We start from the raw sequence: 12706 nt of genomic DNA, 5'->3' as shown, positions 1-12706 counted from the left end.
GCGCAGAAGGCCCGCCCGGCTTACCGGATGCTGGCCGGAATGCCCGTGCGGTCGTAAACTGCTAAGCACCCTGATTTTCCGGGGTTTGCAGGCGGAAATCAAAGGAGATCGTCATGGGCATCAGCAACATGGTCAAGAACGCGGCGGGGCGCTACCTCGGAAGGTCCGGCACCGGCACGACGCCGACCACCGGGCGGACCAGGGGCGGCGGGCTGGGTGCAGGTGGCCTCGGCTCCGGCGGTCGCGGCACGCCCGTTCCGTCGGGCAAGGTCGGCGGCATCCTCCGCAACCTGCTCAACCGCCGCTAGCACGACGCTCGGGCCCGCCCATCAGGGAATAGGGCCCGAGCGCCCCGCGGTTGTACCGGACATGCACATCGAAATCTGGTCCGACGTCAAGTGTCCGTGGTGCTACGTGGGCAAGCGCCGGTTCGAGAAGGCGCTCGCCGACTTCCCGCACCGTGACAGCGTAGAGGTCACCTGGAAGAGCTACCAGCTGGATCCCACGCTGCCCGACCACTACGACGGCACCGAACAGCAGTACCTTGCAGAGCGCAAGGGCATCGCCCCCGAGCAGGTGCGGCAGATGTGGCAGCACCTCGCCCAGCAGGCGGAGGGCGAGGGCCTGCACTTCGACTTCGACCGCATCGTGGTGGGCAACAGCTTCACAGCGCACCGCTTCCTGCACCTTGCGAAGTCCCACGGGCTCGGCGACGCCGCCAAGGAGGCCATCATGTCGGCGCACTTCGAGCGGGGCCTGGACACGTCCGACGTCGAGGTCCTCGTCGCCCTCGGCACGGTCATCGGGCTCGATGAGGACGAGATCCGCGAGACCGTCGCCGGTGGCCGCTTCACCGACGAAGTGCGCCGCGACATCGAGGAGGCCCGGACCCTCGGGGTCCAGGGCGTGCCGTTCTTCGTCGTCGACCGCAAGTACGGGATCTCCGGGGCGCAGCCGACGGAGCTGTTCCGTCAGGCGCTCGACCAGGCGTGGCAGGAATCGCACCCGCTCGTGTCACTGACGCCGTCGGCCGACGGCCCTGCCTGCGGCCCGGACGGCTGCTAGCGTTCCACGACAGGACGACGACGGCGGCCGCGTGGTCCGCCGTCGCCCGCAGGTCCGAAGCCCTGCGCCATTCTCCGCAACTCCTCCTGCACCCGCGCCAACTCCCGCTGGCGCTGTGCCTGCAACTCCTCGGCGTCCAGCCGTCGGTTGCGCCCCGGCTCGGGCGCACCGTTTTCGGCGCGCGGCGCGCCCGACCCTTCCTGCAGCGGATCGAAGAACAACCCTTCGCGATGCATTGAACCCCCTCAGCCTCCGGTTTCTGCTCCGACACTAGCGCGGCCGTGTTTCCGGTTCCTTTCGTGGTGCGTGGGCCCTTGGTCAGCCGAGCCCGGACAGGCGCGCGACCACTGTGGCTCCGTCGTCGATCCTGGCGATGGCCCACCCGACGCCGCCGACCGCATAGAGCGAGACAGGTACCAGCAGGCACCACTCCCGCACGGAGCCCGCATTTCCGAGTACCGGCACCGCGATGTTGCCGTTGGGCCGCCACACCTGCGCAACAACCGGGAGGTGTGCGAGGCTCCGCGGCCGTCGCAGCCGGAAGGGGTAGACGGGGTTGCACCCGCCGGTCGTCAGCATGTCGCCGAGGATATGGACGACGACCCCGATGCCCACTGCCAGCGGGAACCAGAACTGCTCCTCGGGTGCGAAGGCCGTGACGAAGGCCCCGGCGGTCAGGCCCACGGCCCAGGGAGACCTCCGCATGCTGTCCGGGATGATCTTCAGGGCCTTCGCCGCGAAGGAGACGAGCAGCACCGTCAGGAGGCCCGCACCCGGATAGACGGTGCCGAAGTCCACCGTCTCGACGGTCCAGAGCCCGGCCACGAAGGCGACGGCGACAAACGCGGCGACGCCGAGGAGCGAGTGGGTGCCGCGGCGGTGACCGCCGGAGATGGCGCCGATCCCCGCGCACAGCAGGTTGGACAGCGGCGGCAGGGAGTGGGCGATCGTGGCGCTGTGGTGATCGGCGTCGGGCAGGAGCGCCGCACCCGCGGTGACGAGCGCACCGGTGACCACGCCGACCGGACTGACGTCCAGCGCGCCGAACCCGAGGGTGACGGACTCCGGAAGGATCGGCAGGAACCGCCCGGCGTGGACCTCGATCTGGGTGGTGGCGGCAACCCAGGCGGCGGCGCCGCAGGCAGCATGGTGGGCGCCCATCATGGCGGGAGTCCTTTCGGTGAGACCGCGCTGGCTGCGGAATCGGCCGGCGCAAAGTCCCATCCTGACGCGTGCCACCGTCATTCTCGGAACACGCCGGACAGCTGCGAGGGCTGTCCCTGCCTAGAGGTAGGGCAGAACGTGCTCCGCGTACCGTGTCTTCACGATCTCCACCACCTCGGCGGGCGGCGCGTCCCAGATCTCCCGGTTGAAGATCTCCACCTCGACGGGGCCGGTGTACCCGGCGTCCGCCACCCAAGGTCCGATACTCCCGAAATCGATATAGCCGTCACCCATGTAGCCCCGGGACAGCAGGGCGTCGGACGCGATGGGGAGGTTCCAGTCGCACACCTGGTAGGACGCGAGACGCCCTTCCTCACCGGCGCGCCGGATCTGGTCCTCGAGCTGCGGATCCCACCAGACGTGGAAGGTGTCGACGACGACACCGACGTTCTCCTTCGCGAAAGGTGCCGCGAGGTCCAGTGCCTGGCCAAGGGTGGACAGCAGGGCCCGGTCGGCCGCGTACATGGGGTGCAGCGCTTCGAGCACCAGCCGGACGTCGTGTTCGGCGGCTACGGGAACCAGTTCGGCGAGGCGGTCCGCGATCCGCGCTCGCGCTCCCACCACGTCCTTGCCTCCACGCGGATCGGTTCCGGCCGAACCCCCGATGAGCGCACCGGCTGCGGGAAGGCCTCCGACCACCATGATGAGTTCCCGCGTGCCGAGCGTTGCTGCTTCCTCGATGGCGCGGGTGTTGTCGTCCAGGGCCTCGCGCTGGCCGGCTGTGTCCGCGGCCGTCAGGAACCCGCCCCGGCACAGGCTGGACACCGTGAGGCCCGCATCCGAGATCAGCCGGGCTGCCTTGTCCAGGCCCGCTTCCTCCACGCGGTCCCGCCAGACTCCGATGTGTGCCAGGCCGGCGTCGGAGTAGAGGCGCACGGCGTCGGCAAGGGAGATGTTCTTGGTCGTCGCCGTATTGATCGACAACCGGCTGAAATCCGTCATACGCCCACTCCGTAGGTGCCGAGGAGCTGCCCGAACCGGTGTGCGGCCTCCTCCGGGTCCTCGAGAAGGCCGGCCGCGTCGGCCAACTCGAAGGTCCTCGAAAGATGAAGGATCGACCGCCCTGCCTGCAGGCCGCCCACCATCTGGAAGCCAGGCTGCCGTCCGTTGATCCAGGACAGGAAGGCCACACCCGTCTTGTAGTAGAAGGTCGGTGCGCTGAAGATGTGCAGCCCGAGATCGCGCGTTGAGTCCAGGATCGCCCGCCCGGCGTCGGGGTTACCGGCGTCGTATTCCTGGATCGCGGCGGACGCGGCAGGGTAGATGGCGGCGAAGATCCCCAGCAGGGCGTCCGAGTGGTGGGTGCCGTCGCCGTGGATCAGTTCGGGGTAGTTGTAGTCGTCGCCCGTGTAGAGGCGGACGCTCGCCGGGAGGGCAGCCCGCAGGGACACCTCGTGCGAGGCATCGAGGAGTGAGACCTTCACTCCGTCCACCGCGCTCGCGTTGTCCATGATGAGGCCGAGGAACACCTCGGTGGCCCGGGCGACGTCGGTACTGCCCCAGTAGCCCGCCAGTGCGGGATCGAACATCGTGCCGAGCCAATGCAGGACGACCGGCTGGTCCACCTCGGCCAGCAGCGTGCCGTAGACGTAGAGGTAGTCCTCCGGGCCCTCCGCGATGGCGGCCAGGGCCCTGGACGCCATCAGGATCACCTTCGCGCCGGCACCGGACACCACGGAGATCTGCTCGCGGTACGCCTCGAGGACGACGTCGAGCCCGGCCCTGCCCGAGGGCAGCGCGGTCAGGTCGAGCTGATCGGTACCCGCACCGCATGCGAGCAGGTCACGCACCGACTTGCCCGCGGTCGCCGCGGCACCGGATCCGGCGACGGCTGCCGCTTCGGCACCCGAGCGCTTGATCAGTTCTTGGGTCGCAGCCCAGTCGAGTCCCATGCCGCGCTGGGCGGTGTCCATCGCGTCGGCGACACCGAGCCCGTACGACCACAGCTCGCTGCGGTAGGCGAGCGTGCTGTCCCAGTCCAGGACGGCGGGAGCGCCGGGCGTATTGTCCGCACCGACCTCGGGAATCACGTGCGCGGCCGCGTAGACCGTGCGGGACGTCAGGGGAGCGGCCGGACGCGCCCACGAAGTGCCACCCCTGAGCGAGTAGCGCTTCATCCCTCCGTCAGCGGCGGGCAGGTCGAGGAAGCTCACAGGACGATCTCCGGGATGTCGATGGTGCGGCGCTCGGCCGAGGACTGCAGGCCGAGTTCCGCGAGCTGCACGCCGCGGGCGGCAGAGAGGAGCCCGAAGCGGTGTTCACGGCCGGCGACGACGTCGCGGAGGAACTCCTCCCACTGCAGCTTGAAGCCGTTGTCCAGTTCAGCGTTGGCGGGCACTTCCTGCCACTGGTCACGGAAGGATTCCGTGACCGGCAGGTCCGGGTTCCAGACCGGCTTCGGCGTATGGGCACGCTGCTGGGCGACGCACTTGTTGAGTCCTGCGACGGCGGACCCATGGGTGCCGTCGATCTGGAACTCGACCAGTTCGTCACGGTAGACGCGCACGGCCCAGGAGGAGTTGATCTGGCCGATCACCGGATCGCCGGCCGGCGTCTCCAGTTCGAAGATGCCGTAGGAGGCGTCGTCGGCCGTTGCCTTGTATTCCTTGCCCTGCTCGTCCCAGCGGGTGGGGATGTGGGTGGCGGTCTTCGCGTTGACGCTGTTGACCTTGCCGATGATGCCCTCGAGGACGTAGTTCCAGTGGCAGAACATGTCGGTCGTCATTCCGCCGCCGTCCTCCTTGCGGTAGTTCCAGGACGGGCGCTGGGCAGCCTGGACGTCACCTTCGAAGACCCAGTAGCCGAACTCCCCGCGGATGGAGAGGATGCGGCCGAAGAATCCCTCGTCGACGAGCCGGCGGAGCTTGACGAGTCCCGGGAGGTAGAGCTTGTCGTGGACGACTCCTGCGGTGACGCCGGTCTGCTGGGCCAGGCGGGCCAGGTCCACGGCCTCGTCGAGTGTTTCGGCGGTCGGCTTCTCGGTGAAGATGTGCTTGCCCGCGGCCATGGCCTTGCGGAGCGTCGCTGCGCGTAGCGACGTCATGGATGCGTCGAACACGACGTCGACGGTGGGATCGGCGATGATCCCGTCGAGGTCCGTGGTCCAGCGTTCGACCTTGTGCTGCTCTGCGAGTTCCCGGAGTTTCGCTTCATTGCGACCGACCAGGATCGGCTCCACCTGGACGCGCGTGCCGTCCTCGAGGGAGAAGCCGCCGGCCTCGCGGATGGGAAGGATGGAGCGCAGCAGATGCTGGCGGTATCCCATGCGCCCGGTGATGCCATTCATTGCGATGCGGATGGTTCGGATTTCGGTCATGTCAGCTCCTGCTGCGGCTCAAGTGGAAAGCGTTTTCCAGACTAGGTGCAGATGAAGCCCGTCGTCAATGCCGTTCCCGCCGATTGCACAGCGATTCCATCAGGGACGCGATCGCGCAGGACGGGTGCCGACCCGTGCTGCGCGCACACTCGCTCGGTATACGAGGTGGACGAAACGTCCCATCCGGTCATTCGGTCAGAGCGGCGCCAGGCGGATCCGGGTGTTCGAGAGGTGGGTGCGCATTGCCGCGGCGGCTCCTGGCGCATCGCGGTGGGCGATCGCGTCGTATACGGAGCGATGTTCATCGAGGACGCGGTTGTAGTGCTTGTCCTGCGCGTCCTGGTCCGCTTGCAGAAGCCGTGTTTGCGGCATGGAGATCATCGTCGGCCCGAGGGACTGGAGCAGGTCGAGGTAGAGCCGGTTGTTCGCGGCGACGGTGATGGAGCGGTGGAAGTCGAAGTCGGAGCTCACAGCGGCGGACGGCTTCTGACTTGCATGCTCGAAGGCGTCAAGGGCCTTGCTGATCGCGGTGAGCTGCGTATTCGTCCGCCGCTGGGCGGCCAGTGCCGCAGCCTCGACCTCGATGCCCATGCGGAAGTCGAGGAGGTCGAGTCGGTCCTGATGGCTGCGGACTTCCTGCGATGGCGCCGTGAAGGAGTGGTCGGTGGGTCGCGTGAGGACAAAGGTGCCCTTACCGCGGTATTTCTCGACGAGCCCTGAGGCCTGCAGACGCGACAGCGCTTCGCGGACGACTGTGCGACTCACTCCGAACTCGTTTTCGAGCGCGCTTTCGGCCGGCAGTTTGTCCCCCGGGCGCAGGTGCCCCTCGACGATCTGTTGCCGTATGGTGTCGACGATGGTGGTGCTGAGGTTGCTCATCTCCTCCCGAACTCTACGGTGTCCGAGACCCAGGCGTGGGCCTGGTCGCTGAGGGTGAAGCCGAGGCCGGGCCGGTCAGGGACAATCATCCGACCGTCGCGGGTCTCGAGCCGCTCGTTGAACAGCGGGTTGAGCCATTCGAAGTGTTCCACCCACGGCTCGCGCGGGTAGGCGGCCGCCAGGTGCAGGTGGATCTCCATGGCGAAGTGCGGCGCCAGCTGGAGCCCGGCCTGATCGGCGAGCGCCGCAAGCCGGAGGAACGGTGTGATGCCTCCGATGCGGGGGGCGTCGGGCTGGATGATGTCGGCGGACCTGTTGTCGATGAGGTTGATGTGTTCGCTCACGCTGGAGAGCATCTCTCCGGTGGCGATCGAGGTGTCGAGGGCTTGTGCGAGCTGGGCGTGGCCTTCTGCGTCGTAGGCATCGAGGGGTTCTTCGATCCAGACCAGGTTGAACTGCTCGAGCGTCCGGCCCATGCGCATGGCTGTCGGCCGGTCCCACTGCTGGTTCGCGTCGACCATGAGGGGTATCTCAACCCCGAGGTGCTCCCGGACCGCCGACACGCGGGCGAGATCGACGCGGGAGTCGGGGTGGCCGACCTTGATCTTGATGCCACCGATGCCCTCGAGGAGTGAATGGGTGGCGCGCTCCTTCACTTCCTCGATGGGTGCCTGGAGGAATCCGCCCGAGGTGTTGTACGTCTGGACCGAGTCACGGTAGGCGCCCAGCAGCTTGGCCAGGGGCAGGTCGGCGCGCTTGGCCTTCAGGTCGTACAGGGCGATGTCGAGGGCGGCGATCGCCTGGGTGGCCACTCCGCTGCGGCCGACGGAGGCTCCGGCCCAGAGCAGCTTCTGGTAGAGCCGGCCGATGTCGCTTGGGTCCTCGCCGAGGAGGTTGTCCGCCACCTCCCTGGCGTGGGCGTACTGCGCGGGCCCGCCGGCGCGCTTGGAGTAGCTGAAGCCGATGCCTCGGTGGTCGTTCTCCGTCGTGATCTCCGCGAAGAGGAACACGATCTCGGTCATGGGCTTCTGCCGCCCGGTCAGCACCTTCGCGTCGCTGATGGGGGTGGGGAGTGGAAGCGTCAGGGTCGAGAGCTTGACGTGCCGGATGCGGTCCGTGGTGGCGGCCCCTCCGGACAGTGCGGCGAGGGGGTTGGAGAATCCGGTCTGACTGGTCATATTGCTCATCTTCCGTGGCGAGGTGGTCTACTCATACTACAGGTTTGTAACCTGTAGTATGAGTTGCTATGCCAGGAACGCAGCGGCGACGAGGAGGACAGGCACGGCGGCAGCGGAGGACAGGACCACGACGTCCCGGGCTGTCGGAACGCCCTGGCCGTAGCGGCTGGCGAACATGAAGACGTTCTGGGCAGCGGGCAGGGCGGCCATGAGAACGGCGCCGAAGACGAGTTGATCGTCGAGGTGGAAGACATGAGCCGCACACACGTAGGCGATCACCGGCATGACGACTGATTTCAGGACTGTCGCGGTCATGACGTCCACCCGGTTCGCCCGACTTGCGAGGGGCGCATTCCCACGAAGCGACATGCCGAAAGCGAGCAGGACCAGGGGTACCGCGGCTCCTCCGAGCAGGAGCAACGGCTCCCACAAAACGGCAGGCACCGTCACGCCGCTCCAGGACAGGGCCACACCAAGGAAGCTGGCGATGATCATGGGGTTCCGCACGGGCTGGCTGATGATGCGCCCCACCGATGGTGGATGCCCCGACGTGAGGTCGAAAAGCGCCAGATAGGCAGGGGCGAGGACGAGCAGTTGCAGGAGCAGGACCGGCACGACGGGCGTCGCGTCGCCGAGGGCGTAGACGGCGATGGGGAGACCGATGTTGTTGGCGTTGACGTAGGAACTCGACATCGCCCCGATGGCCGTCTCCGGTGCCGGCCGCCGGAAGAAGAGCCTGCTCGCCAGGATGAACAGCGCTGCCGTGCCGAGCGCGGAGATGACGGCGACGGGCACGTACGCGGAAAAGATATCCGTCAGGTCCGCTTCGGCGACGACGGTCAGCAGCAGTGCAGGATTGGTGAGGAAGAACGCGGTACCAGTGAGCGCCTGCGGTGCCGCCGGACCGCCGATCTGCAGGCGCCCGGCGATGTAGCCGACGAGGATGACGATGCCGATGACGGTGAACCCGGCGAGCACCCCGATCACGACGGGGTGCTGCGGCGAGGAGTGACCGCCCCGGCCCTGGGATCGATGGGGGGCCGGAGCGGCACGGACAGGCGCGTCCCGGTCGTGGCGATCAACGAACGAGGCAGGGTTTCTTCGGGTCGAATCGCCAGTCCGGAACGAGGTACTGCATGGCGGCGGCGTCATTCCGGGAGCCCAGGCCATGCTCGAGGTAGAGCTCGTGCGCTGCCTTGAGAGCGTCGCGGTCCAGCTCGATACCCAGGCCCGGCCGCTCGGGAACGGTGATGTACCCGTCCCGAATGGTGAGGGGTTCCTTCGTGAGGGGCTGGCCGTCCTGCCAGATCCAGTGCGTGTCCAGAGCAGTGATGCTTCCGGGGGCCGCGGCACCAGCGTGGGTGAACATGGCCAGTGAGATGTCGAAGTGGTTGTTGGAGTGTGATCCCCAGGTGAGGCCGAAGTCGTTGCAGAGCTGCGCGACGCGGACCGAACCCTGCAGGGTCCAGAAATGGGGGTCGGCGAGGGGGATGTCGACAGCATTCGAGCGGATGGCGTGTGCCATCTGGCGCCAGTCAGTGGCGATCATGTTGGTCGCGGTCTGCAGACCGGTCGCTCGCTTGAACTCCGCCATCGTCTCCCGACCGGAGAACCCGCCTTCTGCTCCCACGGGGTCTTCGGCATAGGCGAGGACCGAGTGCAGGTCGGAACACAGCTCGATGGCGTCCTTGAGCAGCCATCCTCCGTTGGGATCGAGGGTGATGCGGGCGTCGGGGAAACGCTTTGCCAGCGCCCTGACCGCTTCCACCTCCTCCGCGCCGGACAGCACTCCGCCCTTGAGCTTGAAGTCCTGGAACCCGTACCGGTCGTGCGCCGCCTCGGCGAGCGCGACGATCGCCTCCGGGGTCACGGCCTCCTCGCGCCGCAACCGACCCCAGGCGTCCGAGGTGTCATCTCCGCTGAGGTACGGCAGGTCGGTCCTGGTGCGGTCGGCGATGTAGAAGAGATAACCGAGCATCTGCACACGGTCGCGCTGCTGGCCCTCGCCGAGGAGCTCCGCCACCGGAACCTCGAGGTGCTGACCCACGAGGTCCAGGAGCGCGGACTCGATAGCAGTGACGGCGTGGATGGTGGTCCGCAGATCGAAAGTCTGCGCACCGCGGCCGCCGGCATCACGGTCGGCGAAGCGTTCGGACACCTGGCGCAGCAGCTGCCGGTAGAGCGCGATCGACTGGCCGACCAGTAGCTCGCCGGATTCCTCGATCGTCGTGCGGATAGCCTCGCCGCCGGGCACCTCGCCGAGACCGGTGCGACCGGAGGTGTCGGTGATGATGGCGATATTGCGCGTAAAGTACGGCCCGTGCGCGCCGCTGAGGTTCAGCAGCATGCTGTCGTGGCCAGCGACGGGAACGACCTCGATCGAAGCGATGGTCGGTGTGGACGAAGTCACTGGGCCTCCTCCGCGCTGACGACGGTGCCATCGATGCGGCGGTTGAGTTCCCAGGGGTTGGCGTTCTGGAGCGCTGCCGGCAGCAGTTCGTCCGGGATGTTCTGGTAGCTGACCGGCCGTTGGAAGCGCATGATCGCCAGTGAGCCGACGGACGTGGAGCGTGGGTCCGAGGTTGCCGGGTACGGCCCCCCGTGAACCATGGCATGTCCGACCTCCACGCCGGTGGGCCAGCTGTTGAAGAGGATCCGGCCGACCCTGCGCTCGAGCACGGGCAGCAGCGGTGCGATTGCGGTGTTGTCCGACGAGGCCGCGTGGATTGTGGCCGTCAGCTGACCCTCGAGCGCCTCGGCGGAGGCAAGGAGCTCGTCATCGCTGCTGTAGCGGATGAAGATCCCGGCGGCGCCGAAGACTTCTTCCTGGAGCTGCACATTGTCCTTGAAGGTGTCCGTGGTGGTGCTGAACAGGACCGCGCCTGGCGCGTTCGCCGTGGGGCCGGGTCGGCCCTCGGCGACGACGTCGACGTCGGCTTCGTCGCGGAGCCTCGCCACCCCTTCCGAGCAGGCCTCGGCGATGCCGCGGGTGAGCATCGTGGAGCCCTGCGTCTCGCGAAGTGCCTCGGACGCCGCCGCAACCAACCGGTCGCCCTGGGCGCCGGCGGGGACGAAGATCAGGCCGGGGTTGGTGCAGAACTGGCCGGCCCCCATGGTCAGCGAGCCGACGAGCCCGGACGCGAGTGCGTCGACGTCGTCCTCGATCGCTCCCGGGAAGACGAAGACCGGGTTGATCGACGACATTTCCGCGTAGACGGGGATCGGTTCGGGACGCGCGGCGGCGGTCGCCATGATGGCGGTTCCACCTCCACGGGAGCCCGTGAAGCCGACGGCCTTGATGTTCGAGTCCGCCACGAGTGCCTGTCCGACGGAGGTGCCGGCGCCGAAGATCAGGGAGAAGACGCCGGCGGGAAGCCCGGATTCCTCGACGGCCCGAGTGATCGCGTGACCGACGAGTTCTGCGGTGCCGGGGTGGGCGTTGTGCGCCTTGACGATGACGGGGCACCCCGCGGCGAGGGCCGATGCGGTGTCGCCTCCACCCGTGGAGAAGGCGAGCGGGAAGTTGCTGGCTCCGAAGACCGCGACAGGCCCGAGCCCGATATGGCGCTGGCGGATGTCCAGTCGAGGGAGCGGGGCACGGGCGGGCAGTGCCGGATCGATCCGCGCCTGCACGTGATCGCCCTGGCGTACGACGCCGGCGAACAGGCGCATCTGTCCGACGGTTCGGGCTCGTTCCCCTTCGATGCGTGCGGCGGGAAGGCCGGTCTCGAGCACGGCGCGCTCGGTCAGCTCGTCACCCAGGGCGTCGATGTTGTCGGCGATGCGCTCGAGGAAGGCGGCTCGCTCTGCAGGGCTCGTGGCACGGTAGGTGTCGAACGCGGCAGCCGCGGCTGCGGTGGCTTCGGCCAGCTCCGACCCGTCGATCAGGGTGATGGCGGGTTCGAGTTGCTCGTTGGTGGCCGGGTTGATGGCCCGCGCGGTGCCTGCGGATCCGCTGACCGGTCGGCCGGCAATGAGGGACTGGCCCGTGATGGACGGGCTGGAGGTGGTGGTCATATGGAGCTCCTAGCTGATCTTCTTGATCAGGGTGGACAGTTCGAACTGGTCGGCCTCGGTGAGGTTCTGCAGAGGCGGACGAACGGGACCGCCGTTTCGGCCCACCGCGTCGAGGCCTCCCTTGATAATGCTGACGCCGTATCCCTTCACGCGGTCGCGGATGTCCAGGTAGGGAATGACGAAGTCGTTGAGTTTCTCGTAGACGGCTGTCCTGTCCTGTGCGATGACGTCGCGGTAGAACCCGAGGGCGAACTCGGGAACGAAGTTGAACATGGCGGAGGAGTAGGTGCTCACGCCCAGCTGCAGCAAGGGCAGCGCGAAGGTCTCGGCGGTAGGCAGGCCACCGATGTAGGTCAGTCGTTCACCGACCCGGGCGTAGATGCGTGTCATCTGTTCGATGTTGCCGATGCCGTCCTTGAATCCGATGAGGTTCGGGTTGCGGTCGGCGAGGATCGCGACCGACCGGTCGTTGAGCACCGCGTTCGCCCGGCTGTAGACGATCACGCCCAGGGACGTTGCTGCACAGACAGCGCTGACGTGCTCGATGAGTCCCTCCTGGTCGGCTTCGGTGAGGTAGGGGGGCATGAGCAGGATCCCGTCGGCCCCTGCCTGTTCAGCGGCGCGGACATGCTCGATCGCCGAGAACGTGCCCCCCGTGGCCGGGGCGATGACCGGCACCTTACCTCCGATCTCGTCGACGGCGACGCGGACCACCCGGTCCATCTCGGCGGTCGTGAGCGAGAAGCCCTCGCCTGTGCCGCCGGCAGCGAAGAGGCCTGCGACGTCGAAGTCGGACTGCCATGTCAGGTGCTCCCTGTACCTGGCCTCGTCGAACTGCAACTGCTGGTCGAAGTGAGTGACGGGAAACGAGAGCAGACCCGACTTGATGCGTTGCGCCAGCTCGGAGGGATTCAGGTGAGCCACGGGGAGACCCTTCGGTAGAGGTGGCGCGACCGTCGGGAGCGCCAGGGAAGTTCGATAGGTCCCAGAGTATGAACAGCAGCGATACGTGTCTAAGACTGTTTTA

Annotated in this window: 13 protein-coding genes; 2 read left to right on the top strand and 11 right to left on the bottom strand. The window is 67.5% G+C overall.

The annotated features are described in order from the left end of the window. Positions 1-113: 113 nt before the first annotated feature. Together FDK12_RS03770 and FDK12_RS03765 are read left to right on the top strand one after the other, a co-directional pair. A complete protein-coding gene (locus FDK12_RS03770; protein ID WP_137368330.1) occupies positions 114-308 on the top strand; it encodes a hypothetical protein in 195 nt (64 codons plus the stop codon). A gap of 61 nt (positions 309-369) precedes the next feature. Next, a complete protein-coding gene (locus FDK12_RS03765) occupies positions 370-1065 on the top strand; it encodes a DsbA family protein (RefSeq protein ID WP_137368329.1) in 696 nt (231 codons plus the stop codon). Here the strand turns inward: FDK12_RS03765 and FDK12_RS03760 are convergent. The 11 genes from FDK12_RS03760 to kdgD form a co-directional block, all read right to left on the bottom strand. Beyond that, positions 1062-1301 carry a hypothetical protein gene (locus tag FDK12_RS03760; RefSeq protein WP_137368328.1) on the bottom strand — a complete coding sequence of 80 codons (240 nt, stop codon included), beginning with the start codon at positions 1299-1301 and terminating at the stop codon, positions 1062-1064. The genes FDK12_RS03765 and FDK12_RS03760 overlap by 4 nt on opposite strands. Positions 1302-1383: 82 nt before the next feature. Then, positions 1384-2229, bottom strand: a complete 846-nt coding sequence (locus tag FDK12_RS03755; RefSeq protein WP_137368327.1) for a metal-dependent hydrolase — start codon at positions 2227-2229, stop codon at positions 1384-1386. A gap of 120 nt (positions 2230-2349) precedes the next feature. Then, entirely contained in the window at positions 2350-3231 is an 882-nt protein-coding gene (locus FDK12_RS03750; protein ID WP_137368326.1) for a sugar phosphate isomerase/epimerase family protein, read from the bottom strand. Beyond that, positions 3228-4442, bottom strand: a complete 1215-nt coding sequence (locus FDK12_RS03745; RefSeq protein ID WP_137368325.1) for a dihydrodipicolinate synthase family protein — start codon at positions 4440-4442, stop codon at positions 3228-3230. Before FDK12_RS03745 ends, FDK12_RS03750 begins: the two co-directional genes overlap by 4 nt. Next, complete coding sequence (locus FDK12_RS03740) at positions 4439-5605, bottom strand: Gfo/Idh/MocA family protein (protein ID WP_137368324.1); 1167 nt, start codon at positions 5603-5605, stop codon at positions 4439-4441. Before FDK12_RS03740 ends, FDK12_RS03745 begins: the two co-directional genes overlap by 4 nt. A 195-nt stretch (positions 5606-5800) precedes the next feature. Continuing rightward, on the bottom strand, positions 5801-6484 hold the full coding sequence (locus FDK12_RS03735; protein ID WP_137368323.1) for a FadR/GntR family transcriptional regulator: 684 nt from the start codon (positions 6482-6484) through the stop codon (positions 5801-5803). Further along, a complete protein-coding gene (locus FDK12_RS03730) occupies positions 6481-7662 on the bottom strand; it encodes an L-talarate/galactarate dehydratase (protein WP_137368322.1) in 1182 nt (393 codons plus the stop codon). Before FDK12_RS03730 ends, FDK12_RS03735 begins: the two co-directional genes overlap by 4 nt. Positions 7663-7728: 66 nt before the next feature. Next, positions 7729-8649 (bottom strand): AEC family transporter, encoded by a 921-nt coding sequence (locus tag FDK12_RS03725; RefSeq protein WP_137368321.1) that lies wholly within the window; start codon positions 8647-8649, stop codon positions 7729-7731. Between the two features lie 91 nt (positions 8650-8740). After that, complete coding sequence (locus FDK12_RS03720; protein ID WP_137368775.1) at positions 8741-10009, bottom strand: enolase C-terminal domain-like protein; 1269 nt, start codon at positions 10007-10009, stop codon at positions 8741-8743. Positions 10010-10068: 59 nt separating this feature from the next. Then, positions 10069-11679, bottom strand: coding sequence for an aldehyde dehydrogenase (NADP(+)) (locus tag FDK12_RS03715; protein WP_137368320.1), 1611 nt, complete (start codon positions 11677-11679; stop codon positions 10069-10071). A 9-nt stretch (positions 11680-11688) separates the two neighbouring features. Further along, a complete protein-coding gene (gene kdgD, locus FDK12_RS03710; RefSeq protein WP_137368319.1) occupies positions 11689-12603 on the bottom strand; it encodes a 5-dehydro-4-deoxyglucarate dehydratase in 915 nt (304 codons plus the stop codon). Positions 12604-12706: the final 103 nt, after the last annotated feature.

Source organism: Arthrobacter sp. NamB2 (genome assembly GCF_005281365.1).
Classification (GTDB): Bacteria; Actinomycetota; Actinomycetes; order Actinomycetales; family Micrococcaceae; genus Arthrobacter_D.
This window is presented reverse-complemented; position numbering and strand designations above follow the sequence as displayed.